Origin of the sequence: Streptomyces sp. NPDC059679 (genome assembly GCF_042734105.1) — a bacterium.
Lineage (GTDB): Bacteria > Actinomycetota > Actinomycetes > Streptomycetales > Streptomycetaceae > Streptomyces.
In genome coordinates this window covers 406,416-424,828 of record NZ_JBHWES010000002.1, presented here as the reverse complement: position 1 = coordinate 424,828, position 18,413 = coordinate 406,416, and the positions used below count along the sequence as shown (strand labels likewise).

The 18,413-nt window shown below is 72.5% G+C and carries 17 protein-coding genes and 1 tRNA gene; 7 read left to right on the top strand and 11 right to left on the bottom strand.

Annotated features, from left to right (window positions below; genetic code table 11):
* The first annotated feature begins 39 nt into the window (after positions 1-39).
* Positions 40-1,197, top strand: coding sequence for a nucleotide disphospho-sugar-binding domain-containing protein (locus tag ACFV2X_RS04420; RefSeq protein WP_385611242.1), 1,158 nt, complete (start codon positions 40-42; stop codon positions 1,195-1,197).
* 104 nt (positions 1,198-1,301) lie between these two features.
* On the opposite strand, the gene ACFV2X_RS04415 is transcribed toward ACFV2X_RS04420, so the two are convergent.
* Positions 1,302-3,281, bottom strand: coding sequence for a zinc ribbon domain-containing protein (locus ACFV2X_RS04415; protein WP_385611239.1), 1,980 nt, complete (start codon positions 3,279-3,281; stop codon positions 1,302-1,304).
* A 164-nt stretch (positions 3,282-3,445) separates the two neighbouring features.
* Here ACFV2X_RS04415 and ACFV2X_RS04410 point away from each other — a divergent pair, with 164 nt between their 5' ends.
* Together ACFV2X_RS04410 and ACFV2X_RS04405 are read left to right on the top strand one after the other, a co-directional pair.
* A complete protein-coding gene (locus tag ACFV2X_RS04410; RefSeq protein WP_385611236.1) occupies positions 3,446-4,861 on the top strand; it encodes an NDP-hexose 2,3-dehydratase family protein in 1,416 nt (471 codons plus the stop codon).
* A complete protein-coding gene (locus ACFV2X_RS04405; RefSeq protein ID WP_385611233.1) occupies positions 4,858-5,898 on the top strand; it encodes a Gfo/Idh/MocA family protein in 1,041 nt (346 codons plus the stop codon). Before ACFV2X_RS04410 ends, ACFV2X_RS04405 begins: the two co-directional genes overlap by 4 nt.
* Here the strand turns inward: ACFV2X_RS04405 and ACFV2X_RS04400 are convergent.
* The gene (locus tag ACFV2X_RS04400; RefSeq protein ID WP_385611231.1) at positions 5,860-6,051 is read right to left on the bottom strand and encodes a DUF397 domain-containing protein; all 192 of its coding nucleotides are present in this window, start codon (positions 6,049-6,051) and stop codon (positions 5,860-5,862) included. The two genes, ACFV2X_RS04405 and ACFV2X_RS04400, sit on opposite strands and share 39 nt — an antisense overlap.
* Complete coding sequence (locus ACFV2X_RS04395; protein WP_385611229.1) at positions 6,048-6,896, bottom strand: helix-turn-helix domain-containing protein; 849 nt, start codon at positions 6,894-6,896, stop codon at positions 6,048-6,050. The genes ACFV2X_RS04400 and ACFV2X_RS04395 overlap by 4 nt, the downstream gene beginning before the upstream one ends.
* Before the next feature lie 157 nt (positions 6,897-7,053).
* Between ACFV2X_RS04395 and ACFV2X_RS04390 the strand changes: the two genes are divergently transcribed.
* Both ACFV2X_RS04390 and ACFV2X_RS04385 read left to right on the top strand, forming a co-directional pair.
* Positions 7,054-7,533 carry an ATP-binding protein gene (locus ACFV2X_RS04390; RefSeq protein ID WP_385611226.1) on the top strand — a complete coding sequence of 160 codons (480 nt, stop codon included), beginning with the start codon at positions 7,054-7,056 and terminating at the stop codon, positions 7,531-7,533.
* 175 nt (positions 7,534-7,708) lie between these two features.
* Positions 7,709-8,941, top strand: a complete 1,233-nt coding sequence (locus ACFV2X_RS04385; RefSeq protein ID WP_385611224.1) for a serine hydrolase domain-containing protein — start codon at positions 7,709-7,711, stop codon at positions 8,939-8,941.
* Between the two features lie 83 nt (positions 8,942-9,024).
* On the opposite strand, the gene ACFV2X_RS04380 is transcribed toward ACFV2X_RS04385, so the two are convergent.
* The 7 genes from ACFV2X_RS04380 to ACFV2X_RS04350 form a co-directional block, all read right to left on the bottom strand.
* A tRNA-Lys gene (locus tag ACFV2X_RS04380) sits at positions 9,025-9,098 on the bottom strand.
* A 67-nt stretch (positions 9,099-9,165) separates the two neighbouring features.
* Complete coding sequence (locus ACFV2X_RS04375; protein ID WP_385611222.1) at positions 9,166-9,729, bottom strand: bifunctional DNA primase/polymerase; 564 nt, start codon at positions 9,727-9,729, stop codon at positions 9,166-9,168.
* A gap of 124 nt (positions 9,730-9,853) precedes the next feature.
* Positions 9,854-10,219, bottom strand: coding sequence for a hypothetical protein (locus ACFV2X_RS04370; RefSeq protein WP_385611220.1), 366 nt, complete (start codon positions 10,217-10,219; stop codon positions 9,854-9,856).
* Positions 10,220-10,350: 131 nt separating this feature from the next.
* Positions 10,351-11,634: an AAA domain-containing protein gene (locus tag ACFV2X_RS04365; protein ID WP_385611493.1), complete on the bottom strand. Its 1,284-nt coding sequence runs from the start codon at positions 11,632-11,634 to the stop codon at positions 10,351-10,353.
* A 101-nt stretch (positions 11,635-11,735) separates the two neighbouring features.
* The gene (locus ACFV2X_RS04360) at positions 11,736-13,343 is read right to left on the bottom strand and encodes a hypothetical protein (RefSeq protein ID WP_385611219.1); all 1,608 of its coding nucleotides are present in this window, start codon (positions 13,341-13,343) and stop codon (positions 11,736-11,738) included.
* A complete protein-coding gene (locus ACFV2X_RS04355) occupies positions 13,334-14,521 on the bottom strand; it encodes a hypothetical protein (protein ID WP_385611490.1) in 1,188 nt (395 codons plus the stop codon). The genes ACFV2X_RS04360 and ACFV2X_RS04355 overlap by 10 nt, the downstream gene beginning before the upstream one ends.
* The gene (locus tag ACFV2X_RS04350) at positions 14,502-15,530 is read right to left on the bottom strand and encodes a phosphatase PAP2 family protein (protein ID WP_385611216.1); all 1,029 of its coding nucleotides are present in this window, start codon (positions 15,528-15,530) and stop codon (positions 14,502-14,504) included. Before ACFV2X_RS04350 ends, ACFV2X_RS04355 begins: the two co-directional genes overlap by 20 nt.
* Positions 15,531-15,834: 304 nt before the next feature.
* On the opposite strand from ACFV2X_RS04350, the gene ACFV2X_RS04345 reads away from it, so the two are divergent.
* Positions 15,835-16,428, top strand: coding sequence for a histidine phosphatase family protein (locus ACFV2X_RS04345; RefSeq protein ID WP_385611213.1), 594 nt, complete (start codon positions 15,835-15,837; stop codon positions 16,426-16,428).
* Between the two features lie 16 nt (positions 16,429-16,444).
* Here ACFV2X_RS04345 and ACFV2X_RS04340 read toward each other — a convergent pair whose 3' ends face one another.
* Entirely contained in the window at positions 16,445-17,539 is a 1,095-nt protein-coding gene (locus tag ACFV2X_RS04340; RefSeq protein WP_385611211.1) for a hypothetical protein, read from the bottom strand.
* 480 nt (positions 17,540-18,019) lie between these two features.
* Here ACFV2X_RS04340 and ACFV2X_RS04335 point away from each other — a divergent pair.
* A partial coding sequence (locus ACFV2X_RS04335; RefSeq protein ID WP_385611488.1) for a hypothetical protein occupies positions 18,020-18,413 on the top strand: 394 nt, incomplete at its 3' end.

Below are 18,413 nucleotides of genomic sequence, written 5' to 3'. Positions count from 1 at the left end.
CCACAGGCCGTCGCGCTCTCGAACTTCCGGAGGAGTCCCGTGCGTGTTCTGTTCACCACCTGGTCCTCGGGCGGGCATCTCGCCCCGATGGTGCCGCTCGCGCGGGCGTTCCTGGCGGCCGGCCACCAGGTGCGGGTCGCGGTGCCGTCCGGCTGCGCGGCGGCCGTCGCCCACGCCGGGCTGGTCCCCGTCCCGGTCGGCCCGCTGCCCAAGGCGTCCGGGGCCGCGGGCGCGGTGCCCCGCCGGATCGGAAACTGGCCCGCGGACTGGCCGGTGCGGCCCGCCGGGCTCGGCGCGGAGGAGCGCGGCATGCTGCGCGCGCTCGGCGAGAAGCAGGTGCGGATCGCCGAGGCGATGGCGCAGGGCCTGGTGGCCTTCGCCCGCTGCTGGCAGCCCGGCCTGGTGGTGCACGACGCGAGCGCGTACGCGGGCACGGTGGCCGCGGCGGTGCTGGGGGTGCCCGCGGTCGGCCAGATGTGGGGGAGCGCGGCCGTGCTCCGGCTGGACCGGCAGGATCTGCACGGCCCGCCGCTGCCCGGCTACGCCCGACTGATGCGGCGTTACGGCGTGGACCCGGCGTACGAGCCCGGCCTGTGGCTCGACCCGTGCCCGCCCAGCCTGGCCCTGCCCTCGGCGGCGCGGCGGATGGCGGTGCGCTTTGGGCAGGGCGGGCCGGAGGGGCCGCACGGGCAGGGCGGGCAGGACGGAGCGCCTGGGGAGGGCAAGGCCGCGTATCGGGTCTGTGTCGCCTGGGACGACCCCGGCGGTCCGCCGAAGCCCGTACGCGCCGCCCTGCGGCACGCCGAGACGCGCGGCGCGGAAGTGGTGTTGTGGCCAGGCCCGGGAGGCGCGGCCGGGCCGCCGTACCGGCTCCCGGCGGGCTGTCGGGCGGCGCTCCACCAGGGCGGCGGTACGGCTGTGGTGGCCGCCGCCGCGGCGGGGGTGCCGCAGCTGATCGTCGCGCCGCGCCCGGAGCAGCAGCTCAACGGGGCGCGGCTCGCCCTCGTGGGCGCCGGGCGGCTGGTGCCGGTGGACGCGTCGCCCGCCCGCCTCTTCGCCGAGCTGTCGGCGCTGCTGGAACAACCCTCGTACGCCACCGCCGCACGCGAACTGCGCGCCGAGGTGCTGTCGATGCCGGGGCCGGACGAAGCGGTGACCAGGCTTGTAAGCCCGGCGCAAGCGTCACATGCACCATAGGCACACGACACCAGGCCACATCCAGGCCACACCGGCACCGCCGACCCGAACCCATGTATCTCCAGCCCGAGGAGCAGCCCCGTGTCGACCACCAGCGTCTCTGATCAGCTAAGCGATCCCATGCAAGACGTAGTCTTTGGCGTGGGTTGTGCCCACCTGGGTGGAGAAGCGTGAGCGTGGAGATGGAAGCCTGCGCCCAGTGCTGCTCCTCGTGGCCGGTGTCGGCGGGTGGTGGGGGTGCTGATCGTCGTCACGCCCTGGTGCCGGTGAGCTGCGCGGGGCAGCCGGATCCGGCCCGTGGGTGCGTGTCCCTCCGGACGCTTGCCCGCCGGACCCGACGGGCCGGTGGGGGAGGGTGCCCTGCGTCGCCTGGGCGCGGGGCGTGGGATCCTGCGCCGGGTGGGACCGGTCTTGGACCGGTCCTTCCGGCAGGTCTCGGTGGTGGCCGGTTCGACCACTGCGGTGGCTTCGAGCTTTTCCACCACGCTACGGATGACCATGGTGCCGCTGGCGCGGTCGGTAGCGGTCTTGGTCTGGTGGGTCAGACCGCGTGCGGCGATGCGCTGCCACGCGCCCATGTCGCGGTCGCCCCGCCAACCGCACGCCGGGTTCGGGCACATCGCCCACTTCCAGCCGGGTGTAGTGGGCCGGTCGGGGGCCTTGCGGTGGCGCAGCGGGACAAGACAGCGGGGGCAGTGGCGGGAGGTGCCCCGGGCCGGGACGGTGACCACGGCGATGCCCGCTTCGGCGGCCAGGTGCCGCATCCGTTCCACAATCTGCCCGCGTACCTGCTGGGACAGGCGGGTGTTGAGGGTGCGGCCCATGCCCCGGGCCTCCATCGAGCGGAGGTCCTCGACGTAGATCACGCTCGCACGGGCGGCGAGGGCCTGGTCGACCGTCCACCGTGCGGCGGACCGTGCCAGGGCGTCGTTGAGGTTCGAGCGCCTCTCCGACACGTGCCGGATCTCCTCTGCCAGGACGGCGTGCTTGCCGGTCAGCGGATGGCCGTCGCTGTCGTTGATGAGCCGGTGGTAGTGGTCGGTCTTGGCGTGCAGGTACTCGCACGCACGGCGCAGCCGATGCTGTTTGGCCAGCACTCCGGCGGCCCGGAACTGGGCACCGGAGCCCAGCGCGACGATCGTGCTGTTGTCCCGGAGCCGAACGGCGCCCGCGCTGAGCAGTGTGTTCAGTCCCCAGTCCACGCCCAGCGCCACGGTGTGCCCGGTGCGCCGGACCGTGGGCACGGCATGGGTGTAGGCGAGGTCGGCCCGTACCAGGCCCCGGTGGATGCGCAGGGTGGGCAGGTGCAGCGCCGCGCCGGGCGGGACGGTAGGCGGGAGTGTGATCGGGCACGCCACCCACGTCCAGTCCCGGTAGGAGCACGGGTTCGGGCGGGTGGGCAGCTGCAACCGCAGCAGTGCCCGGCCCGGATCGTCACCGCGGCCGATGGCGGCCTGCTGCCCGTCGCACGCCGACAACAGCAGCATCCGCCCCACGTGGGGAGCGGCCTCCAATTCGAATACGTCGGCCGGCAACCGGTCGTGTTTGCTCGCGAAAGCGGCGATCTGCCGGGTCCGGGACCTGATCACACCGGACGGCAGGTACCGGCCGTCGGGGACGGCCTCACGGACGGCCTCCCACTCGCCCGGAGTGCGCCTGCCCGGGTCAGCGGGCCACGTCTCGATCACTCCAGCTGTCACGTCGGCCCGCCACTTCGCCGACCGCAACAGGCGCCCGGCCTGCTCCTGGGCCATGCGCACGATCCGGTCGTTGACACGGACGCCCTCGGCTGGTGCGACACTCCAGCCCAGGCGCCGCAGCGCCATCCAGGCGTTCGACGGCAGCGCCCGGCCTGCCGCATCCTCGCCGGAGGCGAGCAGGTCGATGTCGGGGGCGTTCCAGTGCGCGGCCAGCAGCTCGGCGGCCATACCGGACACCAGATCGGCTGCCCAGCCCACCCGCTCCCCCAGCACGGCGGCTGGCAGCACCTCGCCCGTCTGCTCCACCACGCCCGTACGCAGCAGGCCACGGGCACAGGCGGCGCGGGCCGTCTCGCCCTCACCAAGCGGCAGCCTCCGCCTCACCGGCACCCCTCCTCTCACCCATGGTGCTGTCATCCGATCAACGACGCGTCTGTGGAAAGGTCACGCATTCGATCCACGCACTCACATACGACACACGCACCAGTGCCAGGCACATGGCATGACGCCGACGGATGGCACATCACTTCGGATCCCAAAGGAAACACATGAGCCTGCCGACCCGCCCCGTACTGCGGCCCCGGGAGGACCCCGGGCTGCCCGCCCGGCTGGCCCGGTCGGCCGCCGCGAACCAGGGGGTCCAGCTGCGCACCGAGGACTTCAGCGGCTGGCTCGCCGACCGCGGGCGTGCGCATGACTTCAGCGTGGACCGCATCGCGTTCGCCGAGCTCGACGGCTGGTCGTTCGAGTCCGGCACCGGCAATCTGGTGCACCGCAGCGGGCGCTTCTTCACCGTGGAGGGGCTGTCCGCCGCCACCGACGAGGGCCCGTACCGCGGCTGGCATCAGCCGATCATCGTCCAGCCCGAGGTGGGCATTCTCGGCATCCTGGCCAAGGAGTTCGACGGGGTGCTGCACTTCCTCATGCAGGCCAAGATGGAGCCGGGCAACCCCAATCTGCTCCAGCTGTCGCCCACCGTGCAGGCGACCCGCTCCAACTACACCAAGGTGCACAAGGGCCTGGACGTGAAGTACCTGGACTACTTCGTCACGCCCGGACGCGGTCAGGTCCTGGCCGACGCCCTGCAGTCCGAACACGGCTCGTGGTTCTACCACAAGAGCAACCGCAACATGATCGTCGAGGCGCTGGACGACGTCCCGCTGTACGACGACTTCTGCTGGCTGACCCTGGGGCAGATCAATGAACTGCTCCACCAGGACCTGGTCATCAACATGGACGCGCGCACGGTGCTGTCCTGTATGCCGGAGTACGGACAGCAGCTCGGGACCGAGCACGCGCCGAGCGCCGGGGAGCGTGCCCTGCACACCGACGCCGAGCTGCGGTCCTGGTTCACCGGCGAGCGCTCCCGGCGCGAACTGCGGGCCGAGCGCGTCCCGCTGGCCTCCGTCCCCGGCTGGGTGCGCGGTGAGCGGTCCGTCGACCACGAGGAGGGCCGGTACTTCAAGGTGGTGGCGGTGTCGGTGCGGGCCGCCAGCCGCGAGGTGAGCAAATGGACCCAGCCGCTGTTCGAGCCGGTGGGGGCCGGGATCACGGCGTTCGTGGCGCGGCGGATCGGCGGGGTGCTGCATGTGCTCGCGCACGCACGCGTCGAGGGCGGCTTCCTCGACACGGTCGAACTCGGCCCCACCGTCCAGTGCACCCCCGGCAACTGGGACCACCTCCCGGCCGAGGACCGGCCGCCCTTCCTCGACCTGGTCCTCGCCCCCCGCGGCGGCCGGGTGCGGTACGAGGCGGTGCACTCGGAGGAGGGCGGGCGGTTCCTGAACGCGGACAGCCGCACCCTGGTCGTGGAGTGCGACGCCGCCCCGCTCGACCCGCCGCCGGGATACCGCTGGGTCACCCCGGCCCAGCTGCGCTCGCTGGTCCGGCACGGCCACTACGTCAACGTCCAAGCGCGTACGCTGCTGGCCTGCTTGGGAGCGATGGGAGGGGACGGCCGATGAATGACGCGTCGATGAGTGACGCCGGGCTGCGCGTCGGGGTACTGGGCTGCGCCGGTTTCGCGCGCCGCCGGATGCTGCCGGCCATGGTGGCCGCGCCGGGCGCCGAGGTCGTGGCGGTGGCCAGCCGGGACGCCGCCAAGGCCGTGGAGACGGCGCGGACGTACGGCTGCCGCCCGGTGACCGGGTACGCGGAGCTGCTGGCGCTGGAGGAGGTGGAGGCGGTGTACGTACCGCTGCCCGCCGCCCTGCACGCGCCGTGGGTGGAGGCGGCGCTGCGCGCGGGCAAGCATGTGCTGGCCGAGAAGCCGCTCACCACCGACCGGGCGCGCACCGCCGAACTGCTGGCCCTCGCCCGTGAGCTGGGCCTGGTGCTGATGGAGAACGTGATGTTCGTCCACCACGGCCGGCACGAGGCCGTGCGCAAGGCGCTCGCCGAGGGCGCGATCGGCGAACTGCGCGCGATGCACGCCGCGTTCGCCATCCCCCGGCTCCAGGACACGGACATCCGCTACGACCCCGGCCTGGGCGGTGGGGCGCTGTGGGACGTCGGCGTCTATCCGGTGCGCGCGGCACTGCACTTCCTGGGCCCCGAGCTGCGGGTCGCGGGCGCGGTGCTCACCCAGGGCGAGGGACGGCGGGTCGACACCTCCGGGGCCGCCGTGCTGCACACCCCCGAGGGGGTCACCGCCCAACTGACCTTTGGACTCGACCACCCCTATGTGGCCATGTACGAGCTGTGGGGCACCGAGGGGCGGCTGACCGTGGAGCGCGCCTACACCCCGCCCGCCGACTTCGAGCCAACGATCCGGCTGCGGCGCGCGGACGGCGACCAGGAGCTGCCTGTGGCCCCCGACGACCAGGTGGCGAACACCGTGGCCGCCTTCGTACGGGCCGTCCGGGACACCCAGGGCGGCGGGGAGGCGCCGGACGGGCGGGCCGACGTGCTGCGCCAGGCGGAACTGCTCCACGACATCCGGGAGGCGGCGGGGCTGGCGGCCTCAGACCTGGGCGTCCGCCGCGAGGGCGGTGAACGCTGACCAGGCTTCGTGAGAGACCATCAGCGAGCCTATCCGTGCGTCCTTGGAGTCCCGGACGTGGACCTTGTCAGGACGTACGGCGACCTCGACGCAGTTGCCGCCTCCACCGCCGCTGTAGCTGCTCTTGAACCAGTCCAGTTCAGTAGTGCTCATAGCGCTCCTCGCATCTGCTCGATCAGGCTCGTGGTGGCCTGACGACCCAGAGCCTGTGAGCGCATCTTGCCATAGCGCTGAAGCATGGCACTGACGGATTTCGGGTCGGTGATCAGCATGCTGGCGTCATGTGCTTCTACGTAGCCGACCCAGCGGTTGTCCGCGGTTTCGGCAAGGTACATCGGCCCCTCGAAACCGGAATGATCCTCCTGCCGCAGAGGCATGACCTGGATCTCCACGTTGCGGTGACACCCCTGCTCCAGCAGGTGGTCGTACAGAGGCTTGGTGACGTCAAGGCCGCCGAACTGGCGCTCCAATAGGGCCTGTTCGATGATGAAGGAGAACGTTGTGTTCGGGCGCTCCGTAAGGAGTTGCTGCCTCGCCAGGCGAGCAGCCACCTGGTTCTCGAACTGCTCCTCCGTGAGTGGAGGAAGGCGGCGTTCGAAGATCTCTCGGATGTACGGCTCGGGCTGCAACAGTCCTGGTACGACGCTCGATTCGTACGCATACAGCGACACCGCCTCCTCCTCGATCCCCGCCCACTGCTGGAACCACGACGCCAACCCCGCCTTGCGCGTCAGACTGCGAGCCGCAGCCGCCAGGACGCGGGCGGCCGTCGCGCCCAGCACCCCCTCCGACCGTCCGATGAGGTCCCTCGGAGGGAACCGCCTCCCCTGCTCGATCTTGGCGATGTAAGCCGCCGAGTACTGCACCTGTGGTGCGAACTCCTCCTGCGTCAGCCCTGCCTCGTCCCTCAGCGCCTTCAAAACCGCGCCAAAGGTCTTGAGACTGTCCGACATCTCAGGTTCGCTGGTTGTGTTGTTGCCGCCGTTGTCCGCCGCCATCGCCGCGCCGCCTCCTGTGCACCCCCGCGCCGTTACGATCCAACTCCTCATCCTCACAGAAAGTCACTGACCCAGTCCACGGCGTGAACCAGTACAGAGCGATTTGGGTGGGTGTCGTGCCTGTAGAGCGACCGGCCTTCGCCACAACGCTTCCGCCATGACTGCTCCACGGGCCCAAGTGCCCGTCACCGTACGCACGTTCGCCCAGCGTTTCTCCGCCACCCGCCGTGGCGCCCGGCTCCTGGCCGCGCACCAGCTCATCGCCTGGGGGATTCCCCGGGGCAGTAGCGGCTTCGAGGCAGCTGCCCTGGTCGTCGCAGAGCTGGCCACCAACGCCGTGGTGCACGGCCTCGTCCCGGGGCGGGACTTCGCGCTGCTGCTCCGGTACGACGACGGGACCGGCGTCGTACAGATCGAGGTGTCGGACACGCACGACAGGCAGCCCGCGCGGGTCGTGCCCGAACGGGACGACGAGCACGGCAGGGGCCTGCTCCTGGTCGATGCGCTCGCCGACCGCTGGGGTGTGCGGGAACGCCAGGGGCCCGGGAAGACGGTGTGGGCCCAGGTAACCGCGCCACGGCAGCGGGACGACCCGACGACGCACGGCACCGGGGCGCTCATGGAGCGATCAGGCTGAGCGAGGTTGCTCGCGCGCAGGCTGACCTCGGTATGGCGACCAGCGATCTTCCCGGAACGTGTATCGCAGACGTATCGAATTTCGCATACGCCATCGCAACAGTTTCCCGTCTTCAGTGGAGTCGTGGACCACAGTGCGTCAACGGTCAGTTCGTCATCGGAAAAGGACTGTGATCATGGACTCGGATTCCGTACGCGGCGTCAACCGGCGGCAGTTGCTCGGGTGGGGCGGGGTGGCGACCGCCGGCGTGGTGGCAGGCGCGTCGCTGGTGGACGCCCAGCCCAGCCACGCCGACCAGGCCCCAACCGACCCGATCCCGCCAGACACCCGGCCTGGCGGAGCCTACGACCGGTATGTGGCGAAGTTGGCCGCCGAGGGCAAGTTCTCCGGCGTGGTGCTGTTGTCGCACCGGGGCCAGACGGTGCTGTCCCGCAGCTACGGCATGGCCGACAAGGAGAAGGGAATCGCCAACCACGAGGGCGTCGCGTTCAGCCTCAGCTCGGCGGGCAAGCCGTTCGGCGCGGTGGCCGTCCTGCAGTTGGCGCAGCAGGGCAAGGTGAAGCTGTCGGACACGGTGGGCACCCATCTGAAGGGCTTCGCCAAGGAGATCGCCGAGCAGGTGACCATCCACCACGTGTTGTCCGGCACCTCCGGCCTCGACAGCCCGGATGAGGACGTGCAACGTGTCTTCCGGAGCCGGGATGAGGTGCACGAGTACTACGAGCAGCGGGCCCGGCAGGCGAAACTGGTGGGCGTCCCGGGCGTTCCTGACACCGCCCACGCGGAGGCGGAGGTCACCATTTCCGCGCTGATCGTGGAGGCCGTGACCGGCAAGACGTACTGGGACTACGTACAGGAGAACATCTTCGGGCGCTGCGACATGACCGGCTCGGCGTTCTGCACCAGGACGCAGTGGCTCACCGACGAGCACATCGCGCACCCGTACATGAAAGTGGCCGACGGCAGTGTGGTGGACGCCGTCCGCAACCTGGACAAGAGCAGTCCGGACCCGAACGTACTCGGCAAGAATCCGGGCCGCGCCTTCATCGATGCCCCCGGGGACGGTGGCTTCGCCACCGCGCCGGATCTGGTCCGGTTCGCGCGTGCGCTGGGCGACGGAACGGTGCTGGACCGGCCCTGGGCCGACGTGCTCACTGCCGCCAAGATCCCCCATGGACCGGCGTCGTTCGGGGCGTACGGGATTCCGGTCTCCATCGTCAACGGCCAGTGGAACTACCAGCGCGCCGGCGGCAACCCCGGTGTCGGCGTCAACTGGGACATCTACCCGGACACCGGCTGGGTCGGTGTCATCCTCGGCAACCGCGACGGCGTGCCGCTGCAGGAGATGATCGGGCAGGAGATGCAGGCCATCACCGGGGCCCCGGTCGGCGGGGGATCAGGTGGCTGAGCTACCCATACGGCCCCCGAAAATGCGACTGGGGTTTCTCGGATAGCCGAGAAACCCCAGGTCAGTGGCTCTAAGAGCCAAGGTGCGCCGCCAGGGACTCGAACCCCGGACCCGCTGATTAAGAGTCAGCTGCTCTAACCAACTGAGCTAGCGGCGCCTGCTGACGTAGAAGACCTTAGCACCCGGATCCGGCGGAGTGAAAATCGATATCCCTCAGCCGTCCGTCAGCCCGGAAAAACGGCGGGTGTGCTGGTCACAGCGGTGCGGCCGAGGAGCTGGGATGCCGCGCGGGCGGCCCTGACGCAGGCCCACAGCAGCGCCTCGGGGCCGGGCAGCCAGGGGTGCCGGACGTCGGGGGCGACCAGCCAGCGGCCCTCGGCGGCGGGCGTCTCCTCGGGGTAGGGCGGCGGGACGGTCACCGCGTCGCCCCAGCCGTAGCAGAGCAGCGGCGGGGCGGACGCCGCCCACTCCTCCCAGCCGAGCAGCGCGGCCAGCCGCCGGGCCGCGCCCGGAACGGCGAACAGCATGACGCGGCCGCGCTGGGTGGCCACCGGACCGGAGCCCGGCCCGTCGGTCCATAACCGGCTCACCACCCGGCGGCCGAAGAGGGCGTCCATGCTGACCACGTCGAAGGCGGTGCCGCACGGCAGGGTGACGGGCACGGTGGGGCGCTGCGCCCACAGTGTGTGCACGCTACGGGGGCAGGCGCTGGCCGAGGCGAGCCAGTCCGCTCCGGCGGGGGTGACATAGGCGGCGGCGTGATGTGAGTCCCGAGGCCATTCGCTCATGTTTCTACACTTACCGGTGGATGAGATGACGTAGGGGAATGAGGGAAAACCGGTACGTGACGATGAGGGGTTGCGGTATCTTCCGCCCGCATATGCCAACGGCCACATAGCGGCTGGGCCGCGATCAGTCCGTCGCTTCTCCGCCCCGCATGAGCTCGCGGCCGAATTCGACCATCTTCTTGGCGTAGTCCTCGGTCCACTCCGCCCGCTCCGCGATCACGGCCGGGGTCAGCCGGTCGAACCGCCGCGGATCGGCGAGCTGGGCCGCGGCCATCGCCTGGAACTCCATGGCGCGGTCGGTCGCCGCCCGGAAGGCGAGCACGAGTTCCGTGGAGCGGGACAGCAGCTCACGCGGGTCCTCGATGGACTCCAGATCGAAGAAGTGCGCCTCGTCCGCGACGGCCGCGGTGGGTTCGAAGAGCAGGGGTGCGGGTTTCAGCCGCCGTGGCGCGGTGCCGTGCGGGCCTTGAGCCGGATGCGGCTCTGGCATGTGATCTCTCCTCGTGAATCGTCGAACCCGTTGCGGGGCTTATCGGCCGAGCTGTCTCGTTTCTCTCCCCCATTGTCGCGCGTGGGGCAAGAGCGCCTTAGGACATACCCGATGGCCGCCATCTGACACGGTCAAGGCCGCCAGCTGACACGGTGTTCCGCCAGGTGGGCAAGGACCGCGTGGTTGGCCTCCCAGCCATCCGGGAACTTCACCGTGACCCCCAGCTGCACCGGCTCCGTCGACGGATGCTCGTCCAGCAGCTCGGCCACCCCCGCCCGGCACACCACGATGCACGCGTGCCGGTGCCGGGAGGCGAGCACGCACAGCCGGCCGGTCTCCAGATGGAACTCCGTCGCGTCCGGCCGCCCCGACAGCGGGTGCAGCACCACCGTCACATCGAACTCACGCCCCTGGAGCCGGTTGGCCGTGTCGACCGTGACCCCCACCACCCCCAGATCGGCCAGCGCGGCCCGGACGGCCGCCGCCTGGTCCCGGTGCGCGGTGCCCACCGCGATCCGGTCCGCCGTCAGCGGCACCGGGTCGGCCGACCGCTCGCTGACCGCGGCCCCGCCCCGGTCCAGCAGCCGCCGCGCCACCAGGGCCACGGCGCCCACCGCCTCCGGGTCCGTACGAGGCGTCCGCCGGGCGGGCAGCTCCAGCAGCCCCCACCCCGACTCGGCGGCCTCGTCCAGCACCCGGTCCGGGCCCGAGCCGTCGGAGGGGACCCCGAAGCGCAGCCGCCGGTCGCCGTGGCCGGTGCCGCTGCGGAACGGCGTGTACGGGTAGAAGGCGTCCGAGACCAGCGGCGCGGCGGAGGCGGGCAGCCGCCAGGACACCGGCAGCCGGTGCTGCGGAAGGTGCGGGTTGTGCGCCAGCAGCGTGCTCACCGCGCTCGCCGACGGGTCGTACGACAGGCCCGCCCACTGCTCCGCGCCCACCACGCTGAACGGGTCCAGCTGCCCGGGGTCGCCGACGAACAGCGCCCGCTCGAAGAGCCCCGCGACGGCCAGCAGCGCGTCCGACCGCATCTGGTACGCCTCGTCGACGATCGCGTGCCGCCAGGGCTCCACGTTCTTGACGTGCGCCCACTTCGCGGCCGTGGAGACGACGATGTCGAGCCCGGCGAGGTCCGCGACCTTGGCCGAGGCGCGGACGGCCGGGTGCCCGTCGAGCACCGGGTCGTACGGATGCGGTTCGCTGCTGTGCAGCCGCCCCACGGGCAGCTCCGGATCCTCCCGGGCCAGCCGGTCCACCAGATCGTCCACCTGCGCGTTGGTCTGCGCGACCACCATCAGCGGCCGTCCGGCCGCCGCGAGCTCGCGGGCCGCGCGCACCACCAGCGTCGACTTGCCCGCGCCTGGCGGGGAGTCCACGACCACGCCCCGGTACGGGCCGTGCAGGGTGTCGTGCAGGATCGCGTCCGTCGCGCGGGCGGCGGCCGCCGCCGGGTCGAACGCCTCGGCGCGCCCGGCGGATGCTCCGCCGGGCGCGCCCTCTGTGGCCGGGTTCGGGGCGGTCACAGGAAGTCCTCCTCGGTCACCGGGTCGGGGGCCTGCGCGGCGTCCGCGTTGGGCGGGCCGCCGTGGGTCCAGGGCGTGGCCTCTACGTCGGGCAGCTCAGGGCCGCCGCGCGGGGCGTGCTCGAACAGGGTCCAGCACACCCGGTCGCCCGGCTCCGGCACCGACCCCTGCTCGGGGGTCTTGCCCCGCCCCATGCCGCCGGTCAGCCGCACGACCAGCCCACCTTCGCCGACCTCAGCGGGCTCGGCGTGGCCCGCGAACTCCCCGGTCTGCGTCCTGCCGTCGGCCAGCACCCGGTACAGCTTCACGCCCTCGCCCAGATGCGGGCGGTCCCCGGTGCGGACCGTGACCAGCGGGCGCGGACGCGGGACCTTCGCCTCCGACCAGGCCATGACCACCTCGGCGACCTCACCGGCGAACGCCTCCCCGGCCAGCCGCCGCCCCGCCATCACCAGCGGGTCGTCCAGCGCCTCCTGCGCCTCCAGCTGAGCCTGCGCGGTCTCGCGCGCGGCCAGCTTCTGCGCGGCGGTCACCGCGTCGTCCAGCTTCGGCTGCGGCGGCTCCCCGGCGCGCACCCGGTCCCGGTGGCCGGTGTACGACCAGCGGTCCCGCTTCCACCGCTCGGTCACCCGCGTCCCTTCCGGGAGCGCGCGCAGCAGGTCGAGGCCCTGCCACACCGCGTCCCAGGTGGGCCGCATCTGGGTGGCGATCAGCTCGCGGATCTCGGCCTCGGCGCGGTGCAGCTCGGCGTGGTGCCGCTCCGCGCGGGCCCCGTCCACGGCCCCGGCGGCCGCCATGCGCGCCGCGTCGTACCGGGCCATCGCGGGGGCCAGCAGCTTGTTGTCGAAGGCCGGGTCGGTGGCCGGGCCCGCGGGCGGGCACAGCAGCTGCCCGGCCGCGTCCCGCTCCGACTCGGCCCGCAGCGCCGCCCGGTCCCCGGACTCCCCGTCCGGGGGGTCGATCCAGGCCAGCAGCGCGCCCAGGTGCTGGTCCTCCAGATTGGACTGCCCGGTCGCCCAGTGACGGGTCAGCAGGTCCGTCATCGCCGGCAGCAGACACGAACCGGGCACCCGGGACCGCTCCCCGTAGTGCGTCAGCCACCGCCCGAGCAGTGGCACCCGCGCGGGCGCGGGGAACGGCGTCTCCGGGTCCTGCTCGGCCGTCCGCCGGAACCGCATCGAGCGGCCCAGCAGCCGTACGAACTCGCGCGCCTGGCCGCTGGGCACCACGAGCTGCGGGGCGTCCGCGCACAGCTCGACCTGGACCGGCACCTTCTTCCCGGTCTCCGGGTCGGTCTCCTTGCGCTCCTCCAGGTCGACCTCGTCCGCGTACGAGTCCAGGTACGGCAGCACCACCTCCGCCAGCTCGGCGAGGAACGCGAACCGCAGATCCCGGTCGCGCGGCTGCGCCACGGCCAGCAGCCGCGGGGCGTCCCGCTCGGTCCCCACCAGCGCGCCCAGCGGGGCGCCGGCCTCGCCCGCGGTGGTCAGCGGCACAAAGACCAGCGGCCGGTCGGACAGATGGCGATGGCGGACCGTCGCGACGGGCCGCGCCCGCCCGTCCCGGACGGCTTCCATCCGGGCCAGGGACGTGATCAGCGACACACCGCCTCCTCGGCGGGCATCAACACAGCGCCCAGCGCCTCGGCACGCAGGGCGGCCGCGCGGCGCAGGGCGTCGACGGCGGGGTCACCGGTGGTCGGGGCCGGGCTGTCGGTGCCATGGACGCCCTCGCCCTCGCCGTCGGCCTCGGCCTCACCCAGGGCCGCCGCGAGCACCGCCTCGACGGTCGTCAGCCCGCCCAGCTCGCCCCGTACGCTCCGGCCCAGCGACTCGACGCCGCCCGCCGCACGGCACCGTGCCCGGCAGTGGACCGCCAGCTCGCACGCGGACAGGCACTCCGGGGCGTAGGCGGCGTCCACCGCCTCCACGGCGGCCATCAGCTCGTCGACCGGCCGGGTCACGGTGCGGCCGTCGTCCGAGAGCCGCAGGTCGAAGGTGAGGTCTTCGGGGAGCGCGGCGGCGATCTCCTCGATCCGGGTGAGGCGGGTCAGCTGCCGCCGGGTGACGGCCAGCTGCTTGCGCACATCGAGGAGTTCCGCGGTGGGGAGGTTGGAGAAGTCCTTGGGGCACACCAGCAGCACCTCGTGGCGCACCCGGGCGTGCGCCTGGGCGGCCACCCGCTCCAGCGCCAGCGCGTACACCGCGGCCTGCCGGGCCGCCGCGCCCACCTTGGCCGGGTCCGCCGAGCCGTCCACCATCGGGAAGGACTTGATCTCGACGACCGTCCACGAGCCGTCGGGGTGCACCACGACCGCGTCCGGCTCCAGGAAGGCGGGGGAGCCGGCGATGTCCAGGCTCACCATGGGGTGGTCGAGCAGCGCCCAGCCCTTGGCCTCCGTGGCCTCCCGCAGGGCCAGGGCCGTACGCGCCGTACGGCCCTGCGGGCCGAACGCGGTGAGATCGGGGACCGCGGTGTTGCCCGGCTCGGGCTCGGGCGAACCGTCGCGCAGCCGCTCGTACAGCAGCCGCATCAGCGCCTCGCCGCCGTCCGCCTTGGTCCGGGCCTCGAACGTATTGCCCCGCTGGTGGGCGAACTGGGACTGCCCGAAGGACCCCGGCGCCCCCAGCGCTTGGGCGAGCGCGAGCTTGTCGACCCCCGCGCCGTCCAGCAGCGCGCGGCGGCGGCAGCCTGGATTGGCGGCCAGCGCGGCCAGCGCGCGGGCGTCCAGGGGGTGCGGGGTGGTGGTCGGGCCGCGCAGCTCAGCGAGCCGCTGCCGCAGCGCCGTCCCCGGCTGCGGCGGTCTTGCCGCCGCTGCCGCTTCGGACCGCCGCGCCGGCCTCCCTGCCGCCGCTGTCGCCGCCCGTGCTTCTGTCCGCGTCCCTGCCCTGCTGTCGAGGGATCCGTTCCCGTTCACGCGCCGAAGTCTCGCACTTGTCACCGACATTCGCGGCGACATTGAGGTTTGAAGCGCCATTCACGGCCGGAGCAGCGGTTCCGGCGGCCTCGTCGGTGGTCGAGCTCAGGCGGGCCCGGATCCGGGCGGCGAGCCCCAGCGCGGGCTTGGCCAGCAGCAGTCCGAGCCCCATGACGGCCGCCCCGGCGACCGCGTCGAGGAAGTAGTGGTTCGCGGTGCCCATCACCACGAGGGCGATGCCCAGCGGATAGGCGACCCCCAGTGCCTTGAGCCACGCCGAGCGCCCGTGCCGCCACAGCACCACGCCGCACCACAGCGCCCACCCCACATGGAGGCTCGGCATGGCCGCGTACTGGTTGGTGAGCCCGCCGAGCCCGCGCGGGGCGCTCGCCTCGCCGCCCCACCAGCCGTACGAGCTGTACTGCGCCATGGTGTCGACGAAGCCGTGGCCCGCGTCCAGCAGGCGCGGCGGACAGGTCGGCATCAGCGTGAAGCCGATCAGCCCGATGAGCGTGGAGACCAGCAGCCAGGTGCGCAGCAGCCGGTAGTCGGCGGCCCGGCGACGCTTCCACACCCAGGCCAGGATCACGGGGGTGACCACGTAGTGCAGCGAGGCGTACGCGAAGTCGGCGGGTATCCCGATCAGCTTGTGGGCCGTGAATATGTTGTTGAGCGGGGTCTCGAAGTCGATGTTCAGCCGCTGTTCGAGATGGAGTATGCCCAGGCCGTGGTCGACGGCGGTGGTCACGTCGCCCCGGGCCAGCAGCCGGCCGGCCGAGTACGCCGCGTACACCACAGCTATCAGGGGCAGTTCGGTCCACCAACGTGGCCTACTGCCCTGCCATGTTCCGGCGCGGGGCGCGGTCTGGGGCATCCGGACGCTCTCCAAAAAGATCAGGCGGCCAAGAAATGGCGCGCGGTCAACCGTACGGTGTAGGCCAAGCGACTCGCGCACCGCCCCCAAGATGCGTCCGGAAAACGCGGGTCGTCGCTGCTGGAATGCCCCGACATCCCCCTGCCCGACTTCCCCCCGCGGACGGGTGCGCGATCAGGAAGACGCCGAGATCGCCCCTGGGGTTGCGTCCGGAACGGGTGAGCGATGATGGGACGGTACGGCGCTGCCGCCCCGGTGAGGCGCTCCCGATCCCGCTCCCGATCCGGTGAAAGGCAAATCCCCCATGGCACCACGCATCCTCCTGGCCCGGCACGGACAGACGGAGTGGTCGCTGTCCGGGAAGCACACCGGCCGCACCGACATCCCGCTCCTGGAGGAGGGCCGGCGCGGCGCCAAGCTGCTCGGCGAGCGGCTGCACCACGGGCCGTGGGCGGGCCTGCCGGGCGTCGAGGTGCGCACCAGCCCGCTGGTCCGGGCCAAGGAGACCTGCGAGCTGGCGGGGTTCGGCGACCGGGCGCGGGACTGGGACGCGCTGCTGGAGTGGGACTACGGCGCGTACGAGGGGATGACCCCCGCCGAGATCCAGGCGATCCGGCCCGGCTGGCTGATATGGCGCGACGGCGTCCCGGAGGGCGAGACGCCGGCTGAGATCGCGGCGCGGGCGGACGCGGTGGTGGAGTGGGCCCGCTCGGCCGACCGCGACGTGCTGGTCTTCGCGCACGGCCACATCCTGCGCACGCTGGGCGCACGCTGGCTGGGCCTGGACGTCTCCTTCGCGGCCCGGATCCGCCTGGAGCCGACCTCCCTGTCCGTCCTGGGCTGGGCGTACGGCGAACCGGCCATCGAGCGCTGGAACGACACGGGTCACTTGGGCTGATGCGCGGCTTGCGCGCTCAGGAGCGTTGCGCGTCGTAGCGGGCGAGGAAGTCGGCCACCACCGCGTTGCGGCCGTACGGGAGCAGTACGCGGGCGGTTTCGTCGAGCATCCGCCGGATGCGGGCGGACTTGACCTGGTCCATCAGCTCCAGGGCGCGGCCCGCCGCGACGGCCGCCGCGTCCGGGGCGCCGTCCGCGAGCAGATCGCTGGCCAGCTCCGTGGTGAACAGCGCGATGTTGCGGGTGAAGTGCGGGTTCTGCAGGGCGACCGCGCGGCGGGCGTGCTCGACGGCCCGGCCCCAGTCGCCGAGCGCCGACCAGCACTGCGCCTCCAGACCCTCCAACTCGGCCTCTCCGTAGAAGGTCATCCACTCGGGGTCGGCGTCGGACGGGCCGCGGCTGAAGAGCGCCTGGGCGCGCAGCAGGGCGCGTTCGCAGCCGGACCGGTCGGTGAGCCAGGCCCAGCCGCCCGCCTCGCGCAGCGCGATCAGCGACAGCAGCCGAGGTGAGGCGAGGCGTCCCGCGGCCCGCTGCGCCGCCTGGGCGGCGCGTACGGCCTCGCGGGGGCGGCCCGCGTCGCGGGCGAGGAAGGCGGCGTTGCAGAAGGCGTGTGCCTCCAGCGCCGGGTCGCCGGTGACGCGGGCGGTGGCCAGGGCCTCCGCGTAATGCGCGCGGGCGTCGGCGAAGCGGCCCGAGTCGTGCGCCAGCCAGCCCACCGAGATGGCCAGTTCCCCGGCGCCCGCGTACAGCCGATCGGCGATCGAGCGGCGCCGCGCGCCCGCGTCGAGCAGGGCGTACGCGGCGTTCAGCGGCTGGGCGGTGTGCGGGTAGATGCTGTCCGCGCCGTGCCGGTCGTCCAGCAGCCGGATCCGGCGGACGGCCTCCTCGACGGCCGCGGCCTCCGGCTCGCCGATCCGGCCGCCGGGCCCGCCGACCGGCTCCTGGAACAGCAAGGAGCGGCGCAGCGGGTCGCCGTCCTCGGCGGGAGCCGGTGCGGGGCCTGCCACGGGGGCTGCCGCGGGGATCGTCTGCGCGGCGGGCCAGGGCTGGCGGCCGCGTACCGCCTCGCGCGGTGAGAAGCCCAGGTCCGTCAGCGTGCGGCCGGGAAACATATGACGGAAGACGCGCTCATACGCGTAGTTGGGGCAGCGGATCGCCCCGGATTCGACGCGGCCGATGTAGCGGGCGTCACACGAGACCTGCTCGCCGATCTCCCGCGCGGCTCTTCGTACGGCCGCCGCGAACTCGGACGGGGAAAGCTGTCCGCGCAGCCGCCGGAAGGCGGTGTTCGGCCGGGGTGGCGAAGATCGCGGTGACGAAGGCCGCGGTGACGAAGGCCGCGGGGATGAAGACTGTGGCGGCGAAGACGCTGGAGGCGGCGTCATGGCGGCCCCTCCCTGACGGTGCTCCCGTGTGGGCGAGAGGAGAACCGTACCGGCTGGGGCGCGCCCGACACTCGGACGATAGGGGTGAAAGCGAGCAAATTGCCCGCGATTTGCCATGAAGTGCCATCCTTTATGGCGGCATTCGGCCGTAGCCGTTGACACTGTCATGCGTTGGGCTCTTTGCAACCCGTCGAGAGGGAGGCCGGAGTGAACATCAGTGGCTCGCGGACGGCTGCTCAGCATCTCCCGTGTCAGGACTGTGACCTCGTGACCGTGCCCGCCCGTCAAGGGCTGGAGGCGGTGGACATCCTGCGTCGCGTACGTGACGGCGTCGGTCCGGTACTGCATGACAACGCCTGTGACACGCTCGGTTTCGTGGTGCCCGCCGGCACCGCGGCGGGCTGGGACCTGCCGGGCAGCGAATGCGCACAGACGCCTGGGTGCGGGGTCCGGCTGAGCACGGGCGGCGCCGCCGAGGGCGGCGGCGCCCCGGGGGGGCCCCGGGTGACCGGCGGCCGGACGCTGTGGCCCCCCACCGCCCCCACCCGAGAGCATAAAAACAAATACCACACAAACCACATTCAGAGAGACAGGGTGTGGG